Here is a 26,058-nt window from a genome sequence, read left to right as displayed (position 1 = left end):
TGTGGCTCCCGCTCGTTGTGTGGAGGAGTCTCAGGAAGGGCTCATTCCCCCAACGCTAAGGAGCGAGGAGATGACGAAGGCTCAAGGAAAGGGCTCGTCCAACCGCGGCTTTGCGGCGATGGACGCCGAAAAGCAGCGTGCCATCGCCCGGAAGGGCGGCGAAAGCGTGCCTGCGGAGAAGCGCAGCTTTTCCCAGGATCGCGCTTTGGCCTCCGCCGCGGGGCGCAAGGGCGGCCAGAGCGTGGCGGACGAGGATCGCAGCTTCTCGCGTGATCGCTCGTTGGCTTCGCAGGCGGGCCAAAAAGGCGGCCAAGCCTCCCATTCCGGCCGGTCCTGAGAACCGGCGGAGTTTATCGCCTGGGCGGGGAAGCCGGCTCGGCTTCCCCGTTTCTTTTTGCGATTGCGCGCGTTTTTGACGGAGATGCGGGAACCTCGGCGCGCGCCGTGCGTTAGGTCGAGAAGGAAGGGATGATACGCTTCGCGATCGCCACGGCTTTGGAACGGCGCTGACAGGCGTCGGGATCGCCGTGTCGCTTTCCACCGGGGCGCATGTCCCCAGGCGGGGAGAAGAAACGTGGACGCATCGCTGTGTCATCCAAAGGAAGCGGAAACCAGAAGCCCCATGGATGCTGACACCGAGACTTCCGCCCCCGTGGTTTTTGACCTGCGAACGCAGGTCCTGGAACTTCTCCCGGCCCTGCGCGCCTTCGCCCGCTCGCTGACGCGGAACCGCACCGAGGCCGACGACCTGGTGCAGGAAACCCTGCTCAAAGCCCTGTCGAATATCGACAAGTTCGATCCCGGCACGAATCTGCGGGCCTGGCTCTTCACCATCCTGCGCAACACCTATTACACCGAGATCCGCAAGCGCCGGCGCGAGAACGACGGCATGGCGACCTTGGCCCAGCAGGATTCCAATATGGGTCCGGGCCAGGAATGGGCGGTGACGCTCACCAGCCTGAAGGAAGCTTTGGAGCTGCTGCCGGCGGACCAGCGCGAGGCGCTGGTGCTGGTCGGTGCGGCGGGCCTGTCCTACGAAGAGGCGGCCGATGTCTGCGGCTGCGCCCTCGGCACGATCAAGAGCCGGGTCAATCGCGCCCGCGCCAAGCTGCTGACCCTCATGGGCGCGGAAGAAACCGCCGATGTGGTCGAGGGCGACGCCATCGCCATGTCGGCCGCTCGGATCACCAGCAGCACCTGATCTCCCCGACGGCCTGGGGCCCTGCGGCTCGCGCCACTGTTGGCGCAGCGCCCGTCCGCCCGGGCGTGCAGCGCCTGTCTAGCCCCACGGCAAAAACCTTCCAACCCTCCCCCCCCGCTCGTTACAGGCGCGAACGCGCACCGTGTGCGCCGCATCGCGGCTGCGGTCCACCCCCACCTGATCCGCCCCGACAAGGAAGAACGCATCGGCGCAAAAAAGCCCCGGGGCTGGGGCTTGGCGCGGATCGCGGGGCGGGGCCCGGCTCAAGACGCCCCGGCGGGCTCCTCGAACTCTCCACAATCCTGCACCGGTCCCTGCGCCTGCGCGCAGCGAAACGAAGGCGCAGCGAAACGACATCCAGACAGCAAAAACGCGGCACCTCTTCCGGTCTGGAAGGGATGTCGCGTGCAATGGCAGGCCGGGGAGAAGCGGACTTACGCCTCGTCTTTTTCCTTTGACGGGGCCGGTTCCTTCGATGCCGCCGGCGTCTCCGACGGGTCGTCGGCGCTGGGTCCGCCATCGGATCGGGCCTGGACCGCGCCCTGCAATTGTTGCGCGAGGCGCAGCAGATCGTCGGGCACATCTTCCTGGGTGAATTCATCGAACAGCTGGCGCAGTTCCTTACCCAGAAGATCCTGGCGTGCGGAAATGTCCCTGCGATGAGGGGCTCGCATACCGCCTCCCTCTCTTTGGTCCTGCATGGTCACGGTTTGGTCTGGACGCAGAGTGCGCATGACATTGGTTCGCCAGATGGCAGGTGGGCACTGCACAAGAGCAAGCTAAGCTGTGCCATGGCAGCATCCGTCCCTGCAAGGGGCCGGTATGGAAAGGAATACGGGTCGGCGAGGGACGGCCTCATTCCCGATACAGCCGCGAAGAGCCGTCCGCGGTTCCGCTCTCATTGTCCCAGCGCGGGCTGTGCACGGGGGAGGGCGACCGCAGCGGCTGGCGCTGCGCCTTGCCGGGGGTCTCTCCATCGCCGATGGCGGCCGAGACCGCGCGCAGGTGCCGGCGTTCCTCGTCCGGACCATGGGCCTTGCGCGGACGGGCATAGTCGCGCGGCGCCTGGTCGGGCGTGAATTCGCACTGGTCGTATCCGTGCGGCGCCAAAAGGCCGTGAGGCATGGTCTTTTCCGCCGGGTCATGTCGCGGTCCGGGCATTCTGCTCTCCTCCGCCTGTGCACTATTCGCAAACAAACGCGGGGCCGCGGGCTTTGTTCCGGCCGATCGGGCGGGGGGAGCAAAATATTCCCGCGCGGTGCAAAGCGCGGCCGGAGCCGGGAACCGGGGCCGCGCGAAACGGTTGACAGGGCAAGGCTTCACTTGCCCGCAGCGCGCCGCATCCCACGGCGTTGCCGGCCGGGCCCAACACGGAAGACAATGCCATGATCAGCTGGGCCATTACGTTTCTTGTGGTCGCCTTGATCGCCGCGGTGCTCGGCTTCGGCGCCATCGCCGGTACCGCCATCGAGATCGCGAAGATCATCTTCTACGTGGCGATCGTCCTGTTCCTCATCTCCGCCGTCGTCGGCTTCATGCGGCGCGGCGGCGGGCCGAGCGTGCCCTGACAGGGACGACGGCGCCAGCCCCGCGGGGCCGGCCGCGCCGCCCCGATCTTCGAATCGCCCCGATCTTCGAACCCCGGCTTCGGCCGGGGTTTTCGTATGCGCGGTCGATAAGATGGCGGACCGCATAAAAAAATGGCGGACCGCAAGGCGGGTCCGCCAATGAAGATCACTTGGAGGCGTCGGCACCGCCGACACGGGATCAACAGCGCATGCCGGCTCAGGTTCCACCCAAACCGGTTTGCACCGGAAAATAAAAAAGGCGCCCCGCGGGGGGGGGGGGCGCCTTTGATGGGATTGTTCGCCCGAGATCAGGGGCAGGTGACGCGATAGGAATTGCCATAGGCGTCGCGCGCCCAGCAGGCCTTGGGGGTGGTGGCCGCGCCGACGATCGCGCCGGTGGCACCGCCGAGGACGCCGCCAACCACGGCACCGCCGGCCGTGCCGGTGGCCGCACCGCCGATCAGGGCGCCCGCGCCCGCGCCGAGCAGACCGCCGCCGACCGCGCGATCGGATTCCGAATACTGGCTGCACCCGGCGAGCGCCAAAGCCGCCACGAACACGATGATAGCCGCCCTCATTTTCATCTCCACATATGCGTTGTCGCCGGCGGGCGCCGGGAATGCGTCCGGCCGAAAGACTTGTCCCGTCCTCGTCGGCGGCCGGCGGACAACCCGCCGAACGAGGATATCCTCAGTGCCGCCGCGACGACGTACCCGTCATAGCATACAGCGCATACCCGACGGTCAAGCCCACGACCACCGCGCCCAGGAGGATCGATCCCGGCTTGCGCGCGACCAGATCATGAGCCTGATCGACGACGTCATCAATGTGACGCCCCGCCTCGTGGCGCCCCTTGCGGGCCAGCGAGAGGCCGTTCTGGGCCACGTGGGCGGCTTCCTGTTCCAGCGTTTGCAAGGCGTCGGTGAAATAGCGGCTCGCCTGATGGCGCGGCGCGCGGGTGTTTTCCTCCGCCGCGTCGGCCAGGGCCTCGCCCAGCAGGGTGATGTCGTGGCGCAGGGCTTCCAGGCGCTTGGAAATGTCGCTGGCGGAAGATCGGGACGTTCCGAACATGCGTTTGGTCTCCGTGGATTCGCAGATCAAACGCCGGCGGCGGCGTGCGGTTCCGGTCGAGGTTGCCGCGCGACGCACAAATGAAGCGCGAGCGCTGCTTTATTCATCGTGGCGCTTTTTTGGTCGCATTGTGGGGGAACCTGGAGCCAAGCGCGGACGTTTCAATGGCATCACTGACCCTGGATCGATGCTTCATGGCGACCTTCGCACCCGGACTTTCCGATACCCCGACGCCCGGCTCCGGCCGGCACGAAGCGGGCGCAGGTACGATCCCGGGAGCGCGTGGCGAGACCTTGATCGAACGGCTCGATCCCGCCCGTTGCGCCTTCTTTTTTGACGTGGACGGAACGCTGATCGATATCGCGCCGCATCCCGACGCGGTTCATGTCCCGCCCCGCCTGCTGGAGGATCTCGCGGCCCTCCAGGCGCGGTGCGCCGGTGCGCTGGCGCTGGTGAGCGGACGGGCGATCGCGAACCTGGACCGCCTGTTCGCCCCCTTGCGCCTTCCCGCCTCCGGCATTCACGGCGCCGAGACCCGCACGCGGCCGGAGGGGGAGGTCCACGCTTCGGTGACGCCGCTGCCGCAGGATGTGCGCACGGCCCTGGCGCTGATCGCCGACGATCTGGACGGCGTGATGGCCGAGGACAAGGGCGCCAGCGTCGCCATGCATTATCGCAGCGCCCCCGCCATCGGTCCGGTGCTGGAAGGCCTGCTCCATGCGTTGGTGGCGCAGAGCTTCGGCCACCTCGTGGTGCTGCCGGGCCGGCTGGTGTTCGAGGTGAAGCAGGCGGGCCACGACAAGGGGCTTGCCGTTCGCGCCTTCATGGATGTGCCCGCGTTCGCCGGCCGCACGCCGGTGTTCCTGGGCGATGATGTGACCGACCAGGCCGGTTTTGCCGCTGTCTCGGCCCTGGGCGGCGTTGCCGTTTCCGTCGGGCGCCGGTTTCCCGGTGTCCATGCCGTCCTGCCCGAGCCGGCGGACGTGCGCGCCCTCATTGCCACACTGGCGGCAAATCCCATCGAACGGAGGAATTGACCGTGTCGCGTCTCATCGTCGTCTCGAATCGGGTTGCCGTTCCCCAGCAGGGCGGAAAGACCGCCGCCGGCGGCCTCACCGTCGCCGTCAATGCCGCCCTGAAGGATCGCTCCGGCATCTGGTTCGGCTGGTCCGGACGCATCACCGACACGCCCTCCGACCGCCCCGTGGTGTCGACCCGCGGCAAGATCAAATATGCGGTAGTGGATCTCAAGGACGACGACTACCAGGAATATTACAACGGCTTCGCCAATCGCGTGCTGTGGCCGATCCTGCATTACCGCGTGGATCTCGCCGAATTCCAGCGGGCGGATCTCTCCGGCTATATTCGCGTCAACCGCAACTTCGCCGAGCACGTCTCGAAGATCCTGCAAGAAGACGATGTCGTGTGGGTTCACGATTATCACATGATGCCGCTCGCCAAATATCTGCGCGAGCGCGGGCACAAGAACCGCATCGGCTTCTTCCTGCATATCCCCATGCCGCCGCCGGAACTGCTGGCCACCCTGCCGCGCCACGGCGAGATCATCGGCTCGCTCGCCCATTACGACCTCGTCGGCTTCCAGACCGAGAGCGACCGCGACAATTTCGGCCGCTATCTGGAAACCCGCGGCGGACAGGCGACCTCCGACGGCATGGCCTATGACATCGCCGGCCGGCGCGTGAGGATCGGCGCCTTCCCCGTCGCCATCGAGACCGAGGCGTTCGCCCGCCGGGCCCGCCATGCCGGCCGCACCGCCTATGTGAAGAGCTTCGGCGAGAGCCTGACCGGCAAGAAGCTGATCCTCGGCGTGGATCGGCTCGATTATTCCAAGGGCATTCCCAATCGCCTGGAAGCCTACGAACATCTGCTGCGCGTCGCGCCGGAGCTGCACCAGAAGATGACCTTCGTGCAGATCACGCCCAAGAGCCGCACCGAGGTGCCCGAATATATCGAGATGGATCGCTTCATCTCCCACAAGGCCGGGCAGATCAACGGGCTGTATGGCGATGTCTCCTGGACGCCGCTGCGCTACGTGAACAAGACCTATTCGCGCTCGGCGCTCGCGGGCTTCTACCGGCTGGCCGATGTCGCGCTCGTCACGCCCTTGCGCGACGGCATGAACCTCGTCGCCAAGGAGTTCGTCGCGGCGCAGAAGCCGGACGATCCCGGCGTGCTGGTGCTTTCGCAATTCGCCGGCGCGGCGGCGGAGCTTTCCGGCGGCGCGCTGATGGTGAACCCGCACGAGACCGAGGGCATGGCGCTCGCCCTGCGGCGCGCCCTGGAAATGCCGCTCGACGAGCGCCGCGAACGTCATGCCCGCATGATGGCGGTGCTGAAGCGCAACGATATCGACAGCTGGGCGCAATCCTTCCTGGAAGCGCTGAACGAGAAGCCGCCCGTGCCCGCCAGCCATTTCATCAGCCGTTCGCCGCTCCAGAGCCTGAGTTTCGGCACCGGCTGGCACGGCGTGCATCGGCCCCAGGGCCTGTGACGCCGACGCCCCCGCCCCGTCGCGCCCGGGCGTGCGGCGTGCCGGGATGCTGCCTCCGCCCTTGCGGCCCGAGGCGGGAGAGCCCTGCTTTTTTTGTTGGCGCGCCCCGCAAGCCGTTATAGATAGCGCCTGTTGCGGGCGTGGTGGAACTGGTAGACGCGCCGGACTCAAAATCCGGTTCCGAGAGGAGTGTCGGTTCGATTCCGACCGCCCGCACCATCAGTCTCGATCCTGCCTCTCGCAAGGCACCGCACGCGCGTCGCAGGGCACCGCACGCGCCATGACGCCGCGGGTCCATCGCAAATCCTGAGGACAGCGCGGCCGGCGCGGATTTTGCGCTTGTGAACCCCTGCGGCCCGCTCAAAACTGCGGCCGGCTTTAATTTGCGAGCCTGGCATCCGGCGGGAAGATGAGCGTTGCCGTTTCGTTTCATCCATGCCGCCGACATTCATCTTGATTCCCCGCTGCGCTCGCTCGCGTTGCGCGATCCCGATCTCGCGGCGCTGATCGGCACCGCCACCCGGCGCGCCTTTGTCGGCATCATCGACCTGTGCCTCGCGGAGCAGGTGGACGCGCTCGTGCTCGCGGGCGATCTCTATGACGGCGATCAGACCTCCATGAAGACCGCCCGGTTCCTGGGCGAGCAGATGCAGCGGCTGGATGCGGCGGGCATTGAGGTCTTCATCGTGCGTGGGAATCACGACGCCCTGTCCAAGATCACCAAGGAACTCGCGTTTCCCGACCGGGTGAGGGTCTTCACCAGCCGCGCGGAGGCTCTTCCGGCCGCACGCGCCGCCGGCGGGGTGCCGGTGATGATCCACGGCCTCAGCTTCGCCCAGCCCCACGCCCCGGAAAGCCTGCTCGCCAAATACCGGCCGCCGGTGGAAGGGGCGGTCAATATCGGCATCCTGCACACCAGCCTTGCCGGCGCACCGGGCCATGATCCGTATGCGCCCTGCAGCCTCGCCGATCTCCAGGCGAGCGGGTTCCGCTATTGGGCGCTCGGCCATGTGCACCGGCGCGCGGTCGTCGAGGGGCCGTGCGCCGTCGTCATGCCGGGCATGCCCCAGGGCCGCGACATCAACGAGGCGGGAGCGAAATCGGTCACCCTCGTCACCATCGCGGACGATCTTTCGATCCACATGGAGGCGCGCGCCACCAGCATCGCGCAATTCGCCCGCGTGCCGGTGGATGCCACCGGGATCGAGGATTGGCGCGATCTGGTCGCGGCGGTGGCACGGGCGCTGGAGCAGGCGCGCGCCGAGGTGCGCGCGGAGCATCTCGTCGCCCGCGTGCAGGTCACCGGGGCGACACCGCTGGCGTGGCGCATGCGGCGCGACCTCGACCTGCTGAAGACCGAAGCGGATGCCCGCGCCGCCCACATGGGCGCCTGCTGGATCGAAAAGCTGGAGGTGGCCTGCGCGGCGCCCGCGCTGGGCACGGCCTCCCCCGCCGATCCGCTGCGCGAGCTGCATCGCCTGATCGCGGACGAGATCGTTCGTTCCGACGCGTTCCAGGCGGACCTGGTCGCGATCGCGGAGGAATTGCGCCTCCAGCTTCCGCCGGAATGCCGCGATGCGTTCGGCGCCGACGAGGCGGCGGTCCAGGCTCTCCTCGCGCGCCTCGCGCACGAGGGCGCCGAGGACGTGCTGGCGCGGCTCCAGGCGCCGGGCGGGGACGCCTGAGCATGCGCCTCCAACGCCTCGATCTGACCCGCTACGGCGCATTCACCGGCCGCAGCATCGATTTCGGCGCACCGCCCGAGGGCGAGGGCGACCTTCACATCATCTACGGACCGAACGAGGCGGGAAAATCCACCACGCTCGCGGCCTTCCTCGATCTCCTGTTCGGCATCGGCGCGCAGAGCCCTTTCGGCTTCCTTCATGGCTATACCACCATGCGGATCGGCGGCCTGCTGGAAATTGGCGGCGAAACGCGGGCGTTCACGCGCATCAAGCGGCCGCAGAACAGCCTGCTCGATGCCCAGGACCGGCCGATCGCCGAGAGCGTCATTCGCGGCGAACTCGGCGGCATCGACCGCGACGCCTATCGCACCATGTTCTCGCTCGACGACGAGACGCTGGAAAAAGGCGGCGAAAGCATTCTCGCCAGCAAGGGCGATCTCGGCGAGCTGCTGTTCTCGGCCAGCGCGGGCCTCGCCGGTCTGAGCCGCCGGCTGCTCGACATGAAGGGCGAGGCGGATCGCTTCTATCGTTATCGCGCGCACAGCGGCGCGCTTCTTGAGCTGAAGGCGCGCCTCGCGGCCCTGAAGCTCGAACGCGGGCAAATCGACACCTTGGCCGCGGAGCATGCGCAGCTCCTGGAGGCGCGCGACCGCGCGGCGACGCAATATGACGCCGCCATCGCCCAGCGTGCGCAGGTCCAGGGGCGGATGGAGGAAATCCAGCGCCAGCTCGCGGCCCTGCCCCGGCTTGCCGCCTGGCGCGAGCTGCGCGCGCGGCTGGCGCCCCTCGCCGATCTGCCCGATGCGCCTAAGGCCTGGAGCGCGGAACTGCCGGAGCTGCAACGCGAAGAGATCGAGCTCGCGGTCCAGGGCCAGGCGGCCGCCGAGGCGATCGCGCGGCTCGCCGGCGAGGCGGACCGGATCGTGGTGGACCCGGCCGCGCTCGCCCTCTCCGACCGGGTGGCGCGGCTCGCGGATCTGCGCGCGCGCCATGTCACGGCGGAGAAGGATATTCCCGAACGCCGGGTCCAGATGCGGGCGGCGGAGCAGACCATCGCGCTCCTTCTGTCGCGGATGGACCGGGACGGGGAGGCGGCGCCTCATCGGCTGATCCTGAAGGCGGCGAGCGTCGGGCGGCTGCGCGAATTGATCGAGGCCCGCTCTGGCATCGATGCCGCGATGCGCGGGACCGCCGCCGAGCTGGCCGAGGCCCATCGTCGCCTGGCGCAGGCGGAGGAAAAGCGCGCGGCCGCCGGCTCCGACCCCGGCGGTGTGGCGAATGCCGCCCTCCCGGCCGGGCGGGAACGGGCGATGCGCGATCTGGCGTCCGTCCTCGCGGCGGTGCGCGGGAGCGATCCGCGCGCGCGCCTGCGACCGGCCGAGCGCGCCTGCGCGGCGGCGCAATCCGTGCTTGCCGACCGGCTGCGGGCGCTGGAGCCGTGGCGCGGCGACGCGGACGGGCTGATCGCCATGCGATGCCCCTCCGCCGAGACCCTCCAGGGATGGAAGGCGGCGCGCGAGGAAAGCGAACGCGATCTGGCGCGCCACCACGGCGATATGGAGCGCCTCACGGGGGAAATCGTGCGGCTGGAGGCGGGGTGCGCCGCCGTCGCCGGCCTGACGGGCGTGGTCACGGACCAGGAGGCCGCCGAGCTTCGCAGCGCCCGCGAGCAGGCCTGGGCGGCGCATCGGCGGGACCTCGCGCCGGCCTCGGCCGATGCCTTCGAGGCCGTGCTTCGGCGCGAGGACATCATCGCCGCCGGCCGGCTCGGCCATATGGCCGATCTGGCGAAGCTGCATCAGAGCCGGCAAGCGCTCGCGGTGGCCGAGGCCGAGCTGAAGCGTGCGACCGCGCTTCGGGATGCGGCGGCCGGCCGGGCGCGGGCGCTGGCCCATGCGGTTCGCGACGTGGTGCGCGCCATGGCGCCTTCGCTTGCCGAGGCCCTCGCCTTGGCGGACCTGGAACCCTGGCTCGCGCGGCGCGCGACGGCGCTGGAGGCCCATGACATCCTGCGCGCGGCCGCGCGGGATCTCGACGCGGTGCGGGCCGATATCGCCGAAGCGGAGCGCCGGATTCTCGCCGCGCTGGCCGCGGCCGGCCTGAGCCCGGCGCCGGATGCCGCCCTGGACGCCGTGCTGGCGCTGGGGCAGGAGGCGGTGGACCGCCTCGCCGGGATCCGGGCGCTGCAGGAGGCGGTCGAGGACCGGCGGAGCGATGTTGCGGCGCGCACGCGCCTCGCGGCCGAGGCACGGGAGGCCGAACAGGCCTGGACGGACGCCTGGGACGCCACCTGCCAGGCCTGCTGGCTGGGCGAGCGCGGGGCAACCCCCGCGCTCGGTGCCGTGCGCGAGATCCTCGCCGCGGTGGCCGAGCTGGGGCCGGCGTTGGAGAAGAAGGCCAGCCTTTGCGATCGCATCGCCAAGATGGAGAAGGACCAGGCGGCGTTCCGCGCGGAGGTGTTGGCGCTGGCCGGTGCGCTCGCGATCGAGGCCGGCGCGACGCCGGTGCTCGATCTCGCCCAAGGGATCGCCGAGACGGTGCAGGAGGCGACCGCCGCGCGGGCGCGCCGCACGAAGGTGCAGGATCAGCTGGAGGAGGCGCAGGCGCAGGCGCGCGCGCTGGCCGAGATGCAGGCCGTCCATGCCGGGCGCAAGGTGCAGATGACGGGCGCTTTCGGTGTCGAGACCCTGGCGCAGGTAGCGGCGAAGCTGTCCGACATCGCGCGGCGGGCCGAACTGCGCACGCAGGCGAACGAGGCCGCGCGCGACATCCTCGATGCGTTGCGCCTCGGCGAGATGGCGCAGGCCGAACCGGTTCTCGACGCCGCCGACCGGCCGGCCCTGGACGCGGAACTGCTGGAATTGAAGGCGCGCTTCGACGACCAGGACCGGCGCTGCCACACGCTGTTCGCCGCCCGCAGCGCCGCCGTCGATCAGGTGGAGGCGATCGGCGGGGATTCCCGGGTCGCCGAGATCGAGGCCCGGCGGCGCACCGTCCTGCTGGAGATCGAGGACGGGGCGATGCGATACCTGCATCTGCGGGCGGGAACGACCGCCACCGAGCTGGCGCTGCGGGCCTATCGCGAGCGCCACCGCAGCTCCATGATGGCGCGGGCCTCGGACGCGTTCCGCACCATCAGCCGGGGCGCCTATGCCGGCCTTGCCGCCCAGCCGGCGAAGGAGGGGGAGACGCTGATCGCGCAGGCGGCGGGCGGCGGCTCGAAGGCGGCCGACACGCTCTCGAAAGGCACGCGCTTCCAGCTTTATCTCGCGCTGCGCGTCGCGGGATATCATGAGTTCGCCCGCACGCGGCGCCCGGTGCCGTTCGTCGCCGACGACATCATGGAGACCTTCGACGATTTCCGCGCCGAGGAGGCCTTCCGCCTGTTCGCCGAGATGGCGCAGGTGGGGCAGGTGATCTATCTCACCCATCACCGGCATCTGTGCGACCTCGCCCGGAAGGTCTGCCCGCAGGTGCGCATTCACGAGCTTGCCCCGGCGGCGCCCGCGGCCGGCGCGTGAGGGCGAAAGGCCCGGCGGCCGCCTGAGGGCGGGATCTCCCACGTTGTCCTCTCCCACGTTTCGGCAGCAGGCCCGCGCCCGCTCGGAGGCGCCGGCGCCGCCGCCTCTCCCCGTTCTCGGCCGGCGCGCGGCGGATTTTTGCACCCGCCGGCCGGCCGCTGCGCCGCGATCCCGCACGTCCGGGGGCCCGGGTCTCCGTCGCTTTTGGCGCACGGCCGGCGAAAGGGGCTTGATCTTTTCAGGCGCATGATCATAGATAATATAGGATCTACGAAATTCAGACGCCGCCCGCGCCGGAGTTTCGGAACAGGCGAAGCCCGCGGCCGTGGGCTCCGGTGGGTCAGGTCCGTGGGTCGCTCAAGAAGGACATTTTGAGATCGCCTGTCGTCTTGTCCGTGCCGGGCTCCGTCGCGGATCAGCAATGCCCAAGCTTTAATCAAGTAAAACTCAAGCACTCTTTCCTCTGAAGCCCGTCATCCGGCAGGGATGAATGCGGAGGAAAGCGAGGGGCCCTTTTCCGAACACGCGCCCTTCGCCCGAAGAGCGCTGTGCGAAGATCGCGCCGATAACAATAAACGGGAGGAAGAATCATGATGAAGACAGCGTCCTATATGGGTCTGGCGGCGGCGATCGCCCTCGCCGCAAGTGTTTCCGCGCCGGGCGCCGCGCGCGCCGAGTGGAAGCCCGATCGCCCGGTGGAGATCGTCGTCTCCGCCGGACCGGGTGGCGGAACCGACATTTTCGCCCGCGTCGTCCAGGCGGCCCTCACCAAGAATGCCCTGCTCACCACGCCGATCCTGGTGCTGAACAAGGCCGGCGGCAGCGGCTCGGAGGCGTTCAACTACGCCAAGGACAATCCGGACAGCCCCTATAAGATCTATTTCGGCACCCAGGACGCCTACGTTCTGCCGCTCGGCACGAAGGTGAACTATAGCTTCGCCGACCTCACCCCGGTCGCCTCCATGGTGTTCGACGTCTTCATCCTGTGGAGCAATCCCAAGGCCTCGGGGCTGAACACCGCCCAGGAATTCATCGCCAAGGCCAAGGCCAATCCCGGCAAGGTGCGCATGGCCGGCGCCAAGGCCAAGGACGCGGACGAGACCGTCGTCACGCTCATCGAGCGCGCCACCGGCACCGACCTCGCCTACATCCCCTACAAGAGCGGCAGCGAAGCGGCGATCCAGGTCGCCGGCGGCCATATCGAGGGCAACACCAACAATCCGAGCGAGAGCCTCGAACAGTGGAAGGCCGGCAACCAGAAGCCGCTCTGCGTGTTCACCACCGAGCGCCTCACCGACAAGACCGTGGTCGCCGACGGGATGAGCTGGGCGGATATCCCCACCTGCGTCGAGGCGGGCATCGACGTGAAGGACTTCCTCCAGCCGCGCACCGTGTGGATGGGCGCGAAGGCGCCGCCCGAGGCGCTGGCCTATTACACCGACCTCATGAAGAAGGTGACGCAGACGCCCGAGTTCAAGGCCTATGTCGAGCGTAATGTTCAGATCGACAAGATGTTGACCGGCCAGGATTTCAAGACCTACCTGGATCGGGAGATCAAGACTTACGCCGAGATCTACAAGGCCAACGGCTGGCTTGTCGGCACCGGACAATAGCGACAGCTGGGGCGCGAAGCCCTCGTCCGATCGGCTTTGCGCCCCCTCCTCGTGGAGTTGCCTGACATGAAGATCTCCTGGAAAACAATGGAAATTGTGACCGCGGCAGCGACCGGCCTGATCGGCGCGGTGGTCTGCTACGGCTCGCTCGAAAACGGCATCGCCTGGAACGCCGGCGGGCCGGAGCCGGGATATTTTCCCTTCGGCATCGGCTGCCTCATCATGTTCGGCAGCCTCGGAACCCTGGTTCAGGCGCTGCTGAAGCGCTCTGCCGCGCCGGTGGTGGCGAGCGCGGGCGGCGAGATCGACGACGACGAGCCGTTCATGGATGCGCACCGGCTGCGGACGGTCGCGCTCTTCTTCCTGCCGATCATCGCCATGGCCGTGATTTCGGTCTGGCTCGGCCTCTATATCGGCATGGCGCTCTACATCTTTTACGCCATGCGCGTGGCGGCGGGGTTCCGCACCAGCACCAGCCTATTGACCGCCGTTGTCGTGGTCGCGGCGAATTTCATCGTCTTTGAAAAGCTGTTCATGGTGCCGCTGCTCAAAGGGCCGATCCTCGAATACTTCGGCATTTATTGAAGAATAAAGAAAAGAGGAAACGAGCCATGGGCAATTTTGGCCAATTGATGGACGGGTTCGCGATCGCCCTCACGTCCCAGCACATCCTCATCATGGTGTTCGGCGTGCTGCTGGGCCTCGTGGTCGGCGTGCTTCCCGGCCTCGGCGCGCCCAATGGCGTGTCGCTGCTGATGCCGCTGACCTTCACCATGGAACCCATTTCCGCGATCATCCTGCTGACTTCCATGTATTGGGGCGCCCTGTTCGGCGGTTCCACCACCTCTATTCTCTTCAATATTCCGGGCGAACCCTCCTCGGTGGCGACCACCTTCGACGGCCATCCCATGGCCAAGCAGGGGCAGGCGGTGCGCGCGCTCACGCTCGCCTTCGCCTCGGCCGGCATCGGCGCGCTGATCGGCGTCCTCGTCATCACCCTGATGTCGGGCTGGGTCGCGAATTTCGCCCTGCGTTTCGGCTCGCCGGAATATTTCGCGGTCTATTTCCTCGCCTTCGCCAGCTTCATCGGCATGGCCGGCGGGTCGCCCTTCAAGACGCTGGTGTCGATCATGCTCGGCCTTGCCGCCGGCACCATCGGCATGGACACGATCTCCGGGGAAGGGCGCCTCACCTTCGGCTTCAATGATCTGACGGCCGGAATCTCGTTCCTGATCGTGGTGATCGGCCTGTTCGGCATCGGCGAACTGCTGGTGACCATCGACGAAGGCTACAAGTTCGAGGGCGTGAAGGCGAAGCTCAGCCTGCGGGAGATCTTCCGCACGCTCGCCGAGATGCCGCGCTATTGGGTCACCATCCTGCGCAGCGCGCTGATCGGCTGCTGGATGGGGATCACGCCCGGCGGGCCCACGGCGGCCTCGTTCATGAGCTATGCGCTCGGGCGCCGGTTCTCCAAGCGCGGCTGGAATTTCGGCAAGGGCGAGCCGGAGGGCATCATCTCGCCCGAGACCGCCGATCATTCGGCCGGCTCGTGCGCCCTTCTGCCCATGCTGGCGCTGGGCGTTCCCGGTTCCGCGACCGCGGCCGTGATGATGGGCGGGCTGATGATCTGGGGCCTCTCCCCCGGACCCATGCTGTTCACCAGCCAGCCGGATTTCGTCTGGGGCCTGATCGCCTCCATGTATGCGGGCAATCTGATCGCGGTGGTCCTGGTGCTGGCAACCGTGCCGCTGTTCGCCTTCATCCTGCGCGCGCCGTTCTCCGTGGTCGGCCCGCTGATCGCGATCATCTGCATCATCGGCGCCTATACGGTGGCGAACCATGTCTTCGACATCTGGCTGGCCCTGGTGTTCGGCGTGGTGGGCTATGTCTTCAAGAAATTGTCCTATCCGCTCGCGCCCTTCGTTCTCGCGGTGGTGCTGGGCGACAAGGCGGAAGATGCGTTCCGGCAATCCATGCTCTCGTCCGGCGGCACGCTGCGCATCTTCTTCGAGACCCCGCTGGTCGCCACCATGATGACCATCGGCATCTTCCTTCTGCTGCTTCCGCTCATCACCCGCGTGTTTGCCGCCGTGTTCCACACCGGGGTCAAGCGCGGCGTGGCCTAGCGGCCGGGCGCGCCGCGCATGCGGATTGAACCGCCCGGATGCGGGCGGACCTGTCACCCCTCGCGACGGCCGGGTGCTGTCGCATCTTGAGAGAGAATTGCGCCATGTTCGGAGCCTTGCGTCTCCCCCAAACGATCCTCTTCGGGCGCGGCCAGCGTCATGTCATGGGCACCGCCGCCGCGCGGATCGGCAGCCGCGCCCTGGTGTGCACCGACGCCCGCCTGGCGCAGACCGAAGAATTCGCCAGCCTGCTGGCCGATCTCCACGCCGCAGGCGTGAAGACCCGCGTGTACGACCAGACCATCGCCGACCTGCCGCTGGAATCCATCGCCGATTGCATGGCGCGGGTCAGCGATTTCGGGCCCGATCTCGTGATCGGCATCGGTGGCGGCAGCTGCATGGACCTCGCCAAGATCGTGTCGGTGCTCATCACCCACGGCGGAGAGGTGAGCAAATATTACGGCGAGTTCGCAGTCCCCGGCCCGGTGGTGCCGCTGATCGCTTTGCCCACCACCTCCGGCACCGGCTCGGAGGTGACGCCGGTCGCGGTGGTGCTCGACAAGGCGCGCGGCTCCAAGATCGGCGTCGCCAGCCCCTACATCATCCCCCGGATGGCGGTGTGCGATCCCGAATTGACGCTCACCTGCCCGCCCGGCCTCACTGCCTGTTCCGGTGCCGATGCGCTCGCCCATGCGGTGGAGGCCTTCACCAGCATGGCCCGGCCGCCCGAGCCCCAGCTCACCGAAAAGCATGTGTTCATCGGCAAGAACCTCCTGTCCGACCATTTCGCCAAGCTGGCGGTGGTGAATGTGTTCCGTTATCTGGCGCGGGCCCATGCCAACGGTGCCGACATGGAGGCGCGCGAGGGCCTCATGCTCGCCTCGCTGGCGGCGGGGTGCGCGTTCGGCACCGCCGGGACGGCGGCGGCCCATGCCCTGCAATATCCGGTGGGCAATCTCACCCACACGGCCCATGGCGACGGGGTCGGCGCGCTGCTGCCGTTCGTCATGCAATACAACCGCTCGGCCTGCCCGGACGCGTTCGCGGAACTGGCCCGCACGGTCGGCCTCGGCGATGGGGAAATGAGCACGGACGCGCTGTCCCAGGTGTTCATCGACGCGGTTGCCGAATTGTTCGCGACCATCGGCATTCCGCGCTCGCTCGCCGCGCTCGGGCTCGCCGGCGGCCATGCGCATGAGGTCGCCTCGGGCTCCCTCAAGGCCGAGCGGCTGGTGAAGAACAATCCGCGCCCGCTCGACCTCGCCGCAATGCTTCACATCACCGAAGCGGCCTTCAGCGGCGAGCGCGCCGCGCTGCTCAATCTCTGACACCCAGCAGGATCTATTGCCATGTCATCCAGCACCGCGAGCCTCAGCCCGATCGCATCCGAACCGGGCTATGTCGTGCCCGGCTTCGAGGGCAAGGGCGGCTTTGCCATTCCCACCGACCTGCTGATCGGCGACGCCTGGGTCGCCGGTTCGAACGGCGCGCAGATCGAGGTTCTCAACCCCTCGACCGGCGGCGTGCTCGCGAGCGTCGCCGATGCCACCGTCGCCGACGGTCTTGCGGCGGTCGATGCGGCGGCGCGCGCTGCGGCGGCCTGGGCGGCAACCCCGCCGCGTGCCCGCGCGGTGATCCTGCAACGCTGTTTCACGGCCATGATCGAGCAGGCGGACTTCCTCGCCCAGATCATTTCGCTCGAGAACGGCAAGGCGCTGCCCGACGCCCGCTCGGAAGTGCTGTACGCGGCGGAATTCTTCCGCTGGTACGCGGAAGAAGCGGTGCGCATCAACGGCGACATCTCCATCGCGCCGGCCGGCGGCAATCGCATCCTCGTGCAATATCAGCCGATCGGCATTTCGCTTCTGATCACGCCGTGGAATTTCCCCGCGGCGATGGCGACGCGCAAGATCGCGCCGGCCCTCGCCGCCGGCTGCACCTGCATCCTCAAGCCGGCGGAGGAAACCCCGCTGACCGCGCTCGCCGTGGGCGAGATCCTGCGCCGTGCCGGCGTGCCGGCCGGTGTGGTGAATATCGTCAACACCTCCGATCCCGGCCCGCTGTGCAGCGCCATCCTGCGCGATCCGCGCGTGCGCAAGCTCTCGTTCACGGGCTCGACCGAGGTCGGCCGCATCCTGCTGCGCGAGGCGTCCTACAATGTCATCAATTCGTCCATGGAGCTCGGCGGCAACGCCCCGTTCCTGGTGCTCGACGATGCGGACCTGGAAGCCGCGCTCGACGGCGCGATGATCGCCAAGATGCGCAATGCCGGCGAGGCCTGCACGGCCGCGAACCGCTTCTATGTGCAGGAGGGCATCTATCCGGCCTTCGTGGACAAGCTGGTGGAGCGCATGGCGGCGCTGAAGCTCGGCGCGGGCACCGACACCACCACCCAGTGCGGGGCGATGATCAATCCGGCGGCGATCGAGAAGATCGACACGCTGGTGGGCGACGCGCTCGCCAAGGGCGCGAGCGTGCGCCTCGGCTGCGCCGCCGGCGTCGGCCCGGGCTTCTTCTATCCGCCCTCGGTGCTGGCCGACGTGCCGCTGAACGCGGCCATCCTGCGCGAGGAGGTGTTCGGCCCGGTGGCGGCGGTGGTGCCGTTCAAGGATGTCGAGGAGGCCGTCCGCATGGCCAACGACACCGAATATGGCCTCGCCGCCTATGTCTATACGGGCGATCTGAAGCGCGGCCTGCAACTGGCCGAGCGGCTCGAATACGGCATGGTGGCGCTCAATCGCGGGCTGGTCTCCGATCCGGCGGCGCCGTTCGGCGGCGTCAAGCAGAGCGGGCTTGGCCGCGAGGGCGCCCATCACGGCCTGCTCGAATTCACCGAGGCCAAATATGTCGCGGTGAACTGGTAGCACCCCGTCGCGCCGGATGCCCCGCCCAGGCGCGGGCATCCGGCGAACCGGGCGCGATGGCGCCGAGGCGCACAGATCGGGAGGTCAGATGCCGTCCTTAAGCGAGATCGAGCATATCGGCCTGACGGCGCTCGGCCGAGCCGGCGTGCCGGCGGATCATGCCGAGCAGCAGCTGAGCCTCCTCGTGGAGGCGGAACTGCGCGGCTATCCCTCGCACGGGCTGCTGCGGCTGTCGCGCATTCTCGAGCGCATCGCCAATGGCGTGGTCGATCCGCGCGCCAAGGGACAGGGCCGCTGGCGCGGCGCCGCGCTGCTGGAGGTGGACGGCATGCAGGGGCTCGGCCCGGTGGTCGCGCTCAACGGGCTCGATGCCATCTCGGCGCGGGCCAAGGAGACCGGCATCGCCATGGCGGCGATCCGCCGGTGCGACCATCTGGGCATGCTGGCCTGGTATGCCGAGAAGATCGCGCGCAAGGGTCAGGTGCTGCTGGCGCTGACGATCAGCGAGGCGCTGGTCCATCCCTGGGGCGGGCGCAAGGCCATGCTGGGCACCAATCCCATCGCCATCGGCGTTCCCGCCACGCCGCACCCGTTCGTGTTCGACATGGCGACCAGCATCGTCGCCATGGGCAAGATCCACGACCACGCGGCGCGCGGGGCGCCGATTCCCCTCGGCTGGGCGCTCGATGCGCAAGGCGATCCCACCACCGACGCCACCGCGGCGAAATCCGGCGCCATCGCCCCGTTCGGCGGCGCGAAGGGCTATGGGCTGGGCCTCGCCTTCGAGGTGCTCGTGGCGAGCCTCGCGGCCTGCGCGCTCGGGCCCGACGTGCGGGGGACGCTGGATTCGACGCACCCCTGCAACAAGGGCGACGTCTTCATCATCATGGAGCCGGCGGCGCACATGGCGGGGCTCGTCTCGCAGTTTCTCGACGATCTGCGCACCAGCGTGCCGGCGGACGCGGACCATCCGGTCCGCATCCCCGGCGACCGGGCGGGCGAGACGCGCAAGGCGCGCATGGGGCGGGATATTCCGGTCGCTCCGTCGGTGTGGGCCCACATGCGCGCTTTGGCCGGGGAAGGCCCCGATCCGGCGCCGCGGGCTGGCACGGCATAGGGCCGGTCCGTCCGGCCGGCTTGGTTCGGGCCATAAGATCATATATTTTATAGCATCACGCGTTCTGGGTTGATTCACAATGACCACCAACAATCAGGAATTGCCATCCTTCGCGCGCCTCGTGGCGCTGGAGGACGCACGCCCGGCGTATCCCCAGTCGCTGGTGGAACTCGCCTACGAGCAATTGCTGTCGATGCTGGTGACGATGAAGATCGCGCCCGGCGCGCACATCGGGATCGAGGCGCTCGCGCGGAAGTTGCAGATCTCGCAAACCCCGATCCGCGAGGCGCTGACGCTGCTGGAAGCGCAGAAGCTGGCGCACAAGATCCCCAATGTCGGCTTCCGGGCCGCGAGCCTGCTCACCCGCGAGGAAATCGCCGATCTCTTCGAGCTGCGGCTCCTGGTCGAGCCGCAGGCGGCCGCCTTTGCGGCCGAGCGGAGCGACGAGACCGCGCTGCGGGCGCTCGCCAAGCTCTCCGGCGAGATGTCTCTGGCGCAGACCGGGGATGATCTCGCCTATGCGCAATTCGCCGAGGGCGATGCGAAGCTTCACCATCTGGTGGCCACCGCGAGCGGCAACCGGTTCATCGCGGAGACCATCGAGGGGCTGCATGTGCACCTTCATATCTTCCGCTTCCTGTTCAAGACCAACGCGCCGTCCGAGGCGGTGAAGGAGCACGAAACCATCATCGATGCCCTGCTGGCGCGCGATCCGGTGGCGGCGGAAGCGGCGATGCGGGCGCATCTGCATGCCTCGCGGCAACGCATGGATCAGGCGTTCGCGGAGCAGGAACGCGTGGCCGCGGCCGGGGAAAAGCCGGGCGGGCCGGAAGCCCCGCCCCGCACGCCCCGTCCCCGCCGGGGGCGCCGCACCGTGTGAGTGCCTTCGCCCGGCCGTCCCGCCGGGTTTGACAGGAAAAATGCTGGCCGCTAAAATCCTATATGATATAGTAAAGTATAGTTTCGAGGCGACGACGGCGAAGGGGCGATCGCCACGGGCGATCCGCCCGTCGCCGCTCGGGTCGAAGCCTCGCCACCCCGCCATTCAGGCGATGGGGCATCAGCCCATCGCCGCGCAACGAAGAACAAAGACACGAACGGGAGGACTTAAGATGGCACTGCCTCTTGCAGGCATACGTGTGCTCGATATCACGCAGGTCATGGCCGGTCCCTTCTGCTGCATGCTGCTGGCGGACATGGGCGCGGACGTGATCAAGATCGAACCGCCGGGCACCGGCGATTCCACGCGCCATTCCATGGGCTTTCGCCTGAAGGGCACGGACAGCCCGGGCTTCCTCGCGCTCAACCGCAACAAGCGCAGCATCACGCTCGACCTGAAGTCGCCCGCCGACCGGGAAGTCCTCTACGCCTTGGTGAAGTCCGCCGACGTGCTGGTGGAGAACGGCCGCCCCGGCGTCGCGGCGCGCCTCGGCATGGATTACGACACGCTGCGGCCGCTCAATCCGCGGCTGGTCTATGCGAGCATCTCCGGCTTCGGGCAGACCGGCCCCTGGTCGCAGCGTCCGGGCTTCGACCTGATCGCCCAGGCGGTCACCGGGGTGCTGAGCTCGAACGGATTTCCCGGCATGGAGCCGGCGAAGAACTCCATCGCGGTGGCCGATCTCGGCGCCGGCCTGTTCTCGGCCTATGCCATTCTCAGCGCGGTGATCGGGCGGCAGACCTCGGGGGAGGGGCAATATATCGACGCCTCCCTGTTCGAGGCCGCCCTCGCGCTGTCGATCTGGGAAACCACCGAGCTTTGGGGCACCGGCAAGTCGCCCACCCCGATCGGCTCGGCGAACCGCATGTCGGCCCCCTACCAGGCGGTCCAGGCGTCCGACGGCTGGTTCGTCATCGGCGCCGCCAACCAGGGCCTTTGGCTCACCTTCCTGAAGGTGCTCGGCCGCGAGGAATTGCAGCAGGACGCGCGCTTCTCGACCAATGCGGCCCGGGTCACGAACCGCATCGCGCTGATCGAGGCGCTGGCGCCCACCTTCCTCACCCGCACCCGCGCGCAATGGATCGACGCCATGCTGGCCGCCGGCGTGCCCGCGGCGGACATTCTCGATTATGGCGAGGCGCTGGTCAGCGAGCAGGCGGTCGCCCGCGAGATGGTGCAGATGGTGCCGCACCCGGTGGAAGGCGAGTTTCGTGCGCTCGGCTTCCCGGTGAAGCTGAGCGCAACGCCCCAGGAAGTGCGCCTGCCTCCGCCGCTCCTCGGCGAGCACGGGGACGAAATCCGGCAGGAACTCATCAGCAAGGGGCTGCTGGCCCCGCAGGATGTCAGGAGTGAGCGCGATGAGTAGCCCGTGCATCAAGTTTGAAAAGACGGGCGACGTCGCCCGCATCGTGTTTCACAATCCCCAGGCGCATAACGCCCTGACCAGCCAGATGTGGCTGGATCTGCGCGATGCGGCGCGGGCGATCGCCGAAGATCCCGCGATCCGGGTCGCGGTGCTGCGCGGATCGGGGGGCAAGGCGTTCGTTTCGGGGACCGATATTTCCGGCTTCACGAAATTCACCAGCGGCGCCGACGGACAGGCCTACGAGCACACGATCGACGAATGCATGAGCGCCGTCGATGCCATCCCCGTCACCACCATCGCGGTGGTGGACGGCTGGGCGGTGGGCGGCGGGCTCAACATCGCATCCGCCTGCGACTTCCGCATCGCGACGCCGAGCGCCCGCTTCGGCTCGCCCATCGGCCGCACGCTGGGCAATTGCCTCTCCGCCCAGAGCGTCGCGCGCATCGGCGGCGCGATCGGCGTCGCCAAGGCCAAGCGCATGGTGCTGCTGGGCGAGATCATCTCCGCCCAGGAACTGGTCGAGAGCGGGTTCCTGCTGCGGCTGGTCGAGCCGGACGCCATGGAGGGGGAAATCGAGAGCCTCTGCCGCCGCGCCGCGGAGAACGCCCCGCTGACGACGCGCGCCACCAAGGCGACCCTGCGCAAGATGGCGTTCGGCAATCTGCCGAACATCGATGCCCTGATCGAAGAGGTCTATGGCAGCAACGACTTCCGCCTCGGCGTGCGCGACTTCCTCGCCCGCACCAAGGCGGTTCCCCACTGGACCGGCTCCTGAGGCGGGGCCGCCGAACGCATCGCGACCAGGAGAGGCCGCGCGTTTCCCCGTTTCCAGCACGCGGGGAGCGCGCGGTCCGCGCGGTCCTGCGATGCGTCGAGGACGATGCGGCCCCTCAGCGCACGCGCTGGCCCTGCGCGTCGATCAGCGGCGCGCCGTCCTCCTTGGCGAGCGGGCCCTTCTGCGGAAGCGGCAGAATGTCGAGGACGGTCTCGGACGGCCGCGACAGGCGCACGCCCCAGGGGGTGAAGACGAACGGGCGATTGATGAGGATCGGGTCCCGCAACATGGCATCGATCAGCTGATCGTCGCTGAGCGCGGGATCGTCGAGCCCGAGCGCGGCATAGGGCGTGCCCTTCTGCCGGATCGCCGCGCGCACGTCGAGGCCCGCCGCGGCAATGGCCGCGATCAGTTCCGCGCGCGTGGGCGGGGTCGTGAGATAGTCCACGATGGTCGGTTCGATCCCGGCATTGCGGATGATCGCCAAGGTGTTGCGCGAGGTCCCGCAGGCGGGATTGTGCCAAAGGGTCACTGGGATTTTTTCGCTCATGGCCATCCATCCGGCGGGTTGCTGCTGAAAACGCCTGTGCGGCGGGATCGCGGGCCGGGCGGGTGCCGGCGTGCGCGGGGGCTTTTCGATCGCGGGTGTCGGCCTATTCCGCGGGTTGGGCGACGGCCGCCGGCGCGGGCTCGGCCGCCGGAAACAGGAGGGCGGCGACCCCGGCGCCCACCGCCGCGCCGATCAGCTGGGCGATGACGAAGCCGGGAACATCGCCGATGGCGATGCCCGCGAACGTCGCCGTCAAGCCGCGCGCCAGGGTCACCGCCGGGTTCGCGAAGCTGGTGGAGGCGGTGAACCAATAGGCCGCCGTGATGACGAGGCCCACCAGCCACGGCACCGCCGCCCTCGCATGGCGCACGCCGCCGAGGATGGTGAGCACGAGGGTGAAGGTGGCGACCGCCTCCGCGAACCATTGGGACGGCCCGCTGCGGCCCTTGAGGCCGATCACCAGCGGCGTCAGCTCGAACATGAGATGGGCGATGGCGGTGCCGGCGATACCGCCGAGGCATTGGGCGATGACATAGGGCGCAACCTCGCCCCAGGGCATTTCCCGGCGGGCGGCGAACACCAGGCTGACCGCCGGGTTGAAATGCGCCCCCGAGATGGGACCGAGGATGGTGATGAGCACCACCAGGATGGCGCCGGTGGGAAGGGTGTTTCCCAGCAGGGCGAGGGCGAGGTTTCCGCCGGACAATCGGTCGGCCATGATGCCGGAGCCGACCACCGTGGCCACCAGAAGGGCGGTGCCCAGCGCTTCCGAGAACAGGCGCCGCGCGAGGGGATGGGGGGAAGCGGACATCAGGCCACCCACGCGGGCGCGCCCGCATTCCCCGATCTGCCGATGGCGTCGCGCCTGGTCGGGCTCGGCCGTGTCGCCGGGTCCGTGCACAGGAACAAGGCGGTGAAAATCGTTTCCGCGCTCATGGTGTCTCCTCAGGCGGCGGCCTGCCCGGTCAGGGTGAAGTCCGTGGCGCCTTCCATGGTGCCGATTTCGGCGAGCCGTTCCTTCAGCGTCGCAAGGTCCAGCCGCGCGATGGGAAGATTGACGAAGGCGGTGATGCGGGCGGCGAGCCGGCGATAGGTGTCGAGGAACGCGGCGCGCTGCTCGGCCTCGCTGCCGTGCACCAGGGTCGGGTCGGGAACACCCCAATGGGCCCGCAGGGGATGTCCCGGCCAGGCCGGGCATGTCTCGCCGGCGGCGGCGTCGCACACCGTGATGACGAAATCCATGGGCGGGGCGTCGGCCTGGGCGAACGCGTTCCAGCTCTTGGAATGCAGCGCGTCGATGTCGTAGCCGAGCGATTGCAGGAGGCCCACGGCGAGGGGGTGCGGCGTTCCCTTCGGCCGGCTGCCGGCGGAGAAGGCCTGGAACCGGCCGCGCCCCTCGCGCTTCAGGACCGCCTCGGCGATCACCGAGCGCGCCGCATTGCCGGAGCAGACGAGCAGCACGCTATACGGCCGCGCATCCCCCGGCGATGGCCGCACCTGCGGAAACGCGGGCGCCCGATCCGTCGTGGGCGCGCCGTTGCGCATCTCCTCGATGAGCCGCGAGAAGATGCGCGCGCTCTGGCGCGTGTCGGCGGCATAGATGATGGAGCGGCCCTCGCGGCGCGCGGTCACGAGATCCGCCCGTTCCAGTGTGGAGAGGTGCGACGACATGGTGTTGTGCGGCACCGCCAGCAGCCGCGCGATGTCGCCCGCCGGCAGGCCATAGGGCGCATAGCGCAACAGCAGGCGATAGGTCTCCAGGCGCGTCGATTGCGACAGCGCATCGAAGATGCGGATCGCGTCCTCCGCGTGCAATCGTGTCGCGTCCATCTCGTCTCGCCGGTCCTTGTCCCGCATCGCCGCTTTCCCCCGCCCGTGCGGCGCTTTCCCCCGTGTGGGCTCCCCCGTGCGGCGGTTGCGGGCGCGCCTTTCCGGGGCGGGAGCGGCGAAGCGCGCTCACATCGCGGCAATATGTCGAGAACTATGGAAATGTCGAGAGGTTTTCGCGCGGCAGCCGAAATTCACCCGGGGCGGCCGTGCTCGCCCGGTGCGAGGGCGGATGCCGCCTTGCTGCCGATAATTGTAAACAGTATACAGATTGAAGCCGTTCGGCTGCCTGGCCGGCCGCGCCGGGCGCGCGAACCGCCGGGGCGACAAGCGGACGCGCGCCGCCGCGCATCGCAGCGCCGGGGCGCGTCCCGCAGAGGATGTGCGCAAATCCAATCGGGGAATGACCATGGCCTACGCGACGACAGATGATGGAGTGCGCCTGCATTACGAGGAAACCGGCACCGGCCGGCTGGTGATCTTCGTCCATGAGTTTGCCGGCGATATCCGCAGCTGGGAACCGCAGATGCGCCATTTCGGCCAGCGCTATCGCTGCGTCGCCTTCGCCGCGCGCGGCTTTCTGCCCTCCGACGTGCCGGAAAACCCCAGCTCCTATTCCCAGGCCCGCGCCGCCGACGACATCGCCGCCGTGCTCGCGGCCACGGGGGAGAAGCAGGCCCATGTGGTCGGCCTCTCCATGGGCGGGTTCGCCACCCTGCATTTCGGCTTCCGCCATCCGCAGCTGGCGCTGTCGCTCTGCGTCGGCGGGTGCGGCTATGGGGCGGAGGTGGAGCAGCGCGCCCGCTTCCAGGCCGAGGCCGACACCATCGCCGCTTTCATCACCTCCGCCGGCATGCCCGCCTTCGCCGAGAAATATGCCTATGGCCCCACCCGCGTTCAGTTCGAGAACAAGGACCCGCGCGGCTTTGCCGAATTCAAGCAGATGCTGGCCGAGCATTCGGCCCTGGGCTCCGCCAACACCCAATTGGGCGTGCAGCGCGAGCGCCCCTCGCTCTATACCCTCGTGGAGGAGATGAAGCGGCTGACCGTGCCCACCCTGGTGATCACCGGCGACGAGGATTGGCCCTGCCTTGCCCCCGGCCTGCTGATGAAGCAGCACATTCCCTCGGCCGCCTTGGCGGTGATGCCCAATTGCGGGCACACCATCAATCTGGAGGATCCCGACGAATATAATCGCCTCGTCGGCGACTTCCTCACCAAGGTGGATTGCGGCCGTTGGCCGACCCGCGACCCGCGTGCCATGAGCGCCTCCATCACCGGCATGAAGGACTGAGCGCGCCCGGAGAGCCCGATTTCGGGCT

The 26,058-nt window shown here is 68.4% G+C and carries 24 protein-coding genes and 1 tRNA gene; 18 read left to right on the top strand and 7 right to left on the bottom strand.

The genetic code is table 11. The features are described 5' to 3' along the window. The first annotated feature begins 70 nt into the window (after positions 1–70). Both V5F84_RS00610 and V5F84_RS00605 read left to right on the top strand, forming a co-directional pair. Complete coding sequence (locus tag V5F84_RS00610) at positions 71–337, top strand: con-10 family general stress protein (RefSeq protein ID WP_348845434.1); 267 nt, start codon at positions 71–73, stop codon at positions 335–337. 285 nt (positions 338–622) lie between these two features. Beyond that, on the top strand, positions 623–1,201 hold the full coding sequence (locus V5F84_RS00605) for a sigma-70 family RNA polymerase sigma factor (protein ID WP_394043083.1): 579 nt from the start codon (positions 623–625) through the stop codon (positions 1,199–1,201). A gap of 434 nt (positions 1,202–1,635) precedes the next feature. On the opposite strand, the gene V5F84_RS00600 is transcribed toward V5F84_RS00605, so the two are convergent. Then, on the bottom strand, positions 1,636–1,908 hold the full coding sequence (locus V5F84_RS00600; RefSeq protein ID WP_394043082.1) for a hypothetical protein: 273 nt from the start codon (positions 1,906–1,908) through the stop codon (positions 1,636–1,638). 148 nt (positions 1,909–2,056) lie between these two features. Further along, a complete protein-coding gene (locus V5F84_RS00595) occupies positions 2,057–2,362 on the bottom strand; it encodes a hypothetical protein (protein ID WP_394043081.1) in 306 nt (101 codons plus the stop codon). Positions 2,363–2,586: 224 nt separating this feature from the next. On the opposite strand from V5F84_RS00595, the gene V5F84_RS00590 reads away from it, so the two are divergent. Next, entirely contained in the window at positions 2,587–2,769 is a 183-nt protein-coding gene (locus V5F84_RS00590; protein ID WP_394043080.1) for a DUF1328 domain-containing protein, read from the top strand. A 308-nt stretch (positions 2,770–3,077) separates the two neighbouring features. On the opposite strand, the gene V5F84_RS00585 is transcribed toward V5F84_RS00590, so the two are convergent. Together V5F84_RS00585 and V5F84_RS00580 are read right to left on the bottom strand one after the other, a co-directional pair. After that, on the bottom strand, positions 3,078–3,347 hold the full coding sequence (locus V5F84_RS00585) for a YMGG-like glycine zipper-containing protein (RefSeq protein ID WP_394043079.1): 270 nt from the start codon (positions 3,345–3,347) through the stop codon (positions 3,078–3,080). Between the two features lie 112 nt (positions 3,348–3,459). Then, complete coding sequence (locus V5F84_RS00580) at positions 3,460–3,840, bottom strand: hypothetical protein (RefSeq protein ID WP_394043078.1); 381 nt, start codon at positions 3,838–3,840, stop codon at positions 3,460–3,462. 164 nt (positions 3,841–4,004) lie between these two features. On the opposite strand from V5F84_RS00580, the gene otsB reads away from it, so the two are divergent. From otsB to V5F84_RS00510, 14 genes are all read left to right on the top strand, one after another. Further along, entirely contained in the window at positions 4,005–4,877 is an 873-nt protein-coding gene (otsB, locus tag V5F84_RS00575; RefSeq protein WP_394043077.1) for a trehalose-phosphatase, read from the top strand. Between the two features lie 2 nt (positions 4,878–4,879). After that, a complete protein-coding gene (gene otsA / locus V5F84_RS00570) occupies positions 4,880–6,352 on the top strand; it encodes an alpha,alpha-trehalose-phosphate synthase (UDP-forming) (protein ID WP_394043076.1) in 1,473 nt (490 codons plus the stop codon). A 134-nt stretch (positions 6,353–6,486) separates the two neighbouring features. After that, positions 6,487–6,571 (top strand) — tRNA-Leu (locus V5F84_RS00565). A gap of 197 nt (positions 6,572–6,768) precedes the next feature. Beyond that, a complete protein-coding gene (locus tag V5F84_RS00560) occupies positions 6,769–8,037 on the top strand; it encodes a metallophosphoesterase family protein (protein WP_394043075.1) in 1,269 nt (422 codons plus the stop codon). Between the two features lie 2 nt (positions 8,038–8,039). Next, a complete protein-coding gene (locus V5F84_RS00555; protein WP_394043074.1) occupies positions 8,040–11,558 on the top strand; it encodes an ATP-binding protein in 3,519 nt (1,172 codons plus the stop codon). A gap of 590 nt (positions 11,559–12,148) precedes the next feature. Further along, a complete protein-coding gene (locus V5F84_RS00550) occupies positions 12,149–13,171 on the top strand; it encodes a Bug family tripartite tricarboxylate transporter substrate binding protein (protein ID WP_394043073.1) in 1,023 nt (340 codons plus the stop codon). Positions 13,172–13,258: 87 nt separating this feature from the next. Further along, on the top strand, positions 13,259–13,756 hold the full coding sequence (locus V5F84_RS00545; RefSeq protein WP_394043072.1) for a tripartite tricarboxylate transporter TctB family protein: 498 nt from the start codon (positions 13,259–13,261) through the stop codon (positions 13,754–13,756). Positions 13,757–13,782: 26 nt separating this feature from the next. Then, positions 13,783–15,297, top strand: coding sequence for a tripartite tricarboxylate transporter permease (locus V5F84_RS00540; RefSeq protein WP_394043071.1), 1,515 nt, complete (start codon positions 13,783–13,785; stop codon positions 15,295–15,297). A 104-nt stretch (positions 15,298–15,401) separates the two neighbouring features. Continuing rightward, positions 15,402–16,625, top strand: coding sequence for an iron-containing alcohol dehydrogenase (locus tag V5F84_RS00535; RefSeq protein ID WP_394043070.1), 1,224 nt, complete (start codon positions 15,402–15,404; stop codon positions 16,623–16,625). A 21-nt stretch (positions 16,626–16,646) separates the two neighbouring features. Next, positions 16,647–18,161: an NAD-dependent succinate-semialdehyde dehydrogenase gene (locus tag V5F84_RS00530; RefSeq protein ID WP_394043069.1), complete on the top strand. Its 1,515-nt coding sequence runs from the start codon at positions 16,647–16,649 to the stop codon at positions 18,159–18,161. An 88-nt stretch (positions 18,162–18,249) separates the two neighbouring features. Then, entirely contained in the window at positions 18,250–19,278 is a 1,029-nt protein-coding gene (locus tag V5F84_RS00525; RefSeq protein ID WP_394043068.1) for an Ldh family oxidoreductase, read from the top strand. Positions 19,279–19,357: 79 nt separating this feature from the next. Then, positions 19,358–20,158, top strand: coding sequence for a GntR family transcriptional regulator (locus V5F84_RS00520; RefSeq protein ID WP_394043067.1), 801 nt, complete (start codon positions 19,358–19,360; stop codon positions 20,156–20,158). Positions 20,159–20,390: 232 nt separating this feature from the next. Then, a complete protein-coding gene (locus V5F84_RS00515; protein ID WP_394043066.1) occupies positions 20,391–21,584 on the top strand; it encodes a CaiB/BaiF CoA transferase family protein in 1,194 nt (397 codons plus the stop codon). After that, positions 21,577–22,359, top strand: a complete 783-nt coding sequence (locus tag V5F84_RS00510) for an enoyl-CoA hydratase (RefSeq protein ID WP_394043065.1) — start codon at positions 21,577–21,579, stop codon at positions 22,357–22,359. The genes V5F84_RS00515 and V5F84_RS00510 overlap by 8 nt, the downstream gene beginning before the upstream one ends. 115 nt (positions 22,360–22,474) lie before the next feature. Here the strand turns inward: V5F84_RS00510 and arsC are convergent, their stop codons facing one another. The 3 genes from arsC to V5F84_RS00495 form a co-directional block, all read right to left on the bottom strand. Continuing rightward, the gene (arsC, locus tag V5F84_RS00505; protein WP_394043064.1) at positions 22,475–22,909 is read right to left on the bottom strand and encodes an arsenate reductase (glutaredoxin); all 435 of its coding nucleotides are present in this window, start codon (positions 22,907–22,909) and stop codon (positions 22,475–22,477) included. A 103-nt stretch (positions 22,910–23,012) separates the two neighbouring features. Beyond that, positions 23,013–23,720 (bottom strand): aquaporin, encoded by a 708-nt coding sequence (locus tag V5F84_RS00500; protein WP_394043063.1) that lies wholly within the window; start codon positions 23,718–23,720, stop codon positions 23,013–23,015. Between the two features lie 134 nt (positions 23,721–23,854). After that, complete coding sequence (locus V5F84_RS00495) at positions 23,855–24,766, bottom strand: metalloregulator ArsR/SmtB family transcription factor (protein ID WP_394043062.1); 912 nt, start codon at positions 24,764–24,766, stop codon at positions 23,855–23,857. A 379-nt stretch (positions 24,767–25,145) separates the two neighbouring features. Between V5F84_RS00495 and V5F84_RS00490 the strand changes: the two genes are divergently transcribed. Further along, positions 25,146–26,030 carry an alpha/beta fold hydrolase gene (locus tag V5F84_RS00490; RefSeq protein ID WP_394043061.1) on the top strand — a complete coding sequence of 295 codons (885 nt, stop codon included), beginning with the start codon at positions 25,146–25,148 and terminating at the stop codon, positions 26,028–26,030. Positions 26,031–26,058 lie beyond the last annotated feature (28 nt).

The organism is Roseixanthobacter liquoris (assembly GCF_043195135.2).
Taxonomy (GTDB): domain Bacteria; phylum Pseudomonadota; class Alphaproteobacteria; order Rhizobiales; family Xanthobacteraceae; genus NCEH01.
Note: the sequence above shows the minus strand (reverse complement) of the source record. Positions and strands in the feature narration are given on the sequence as shown.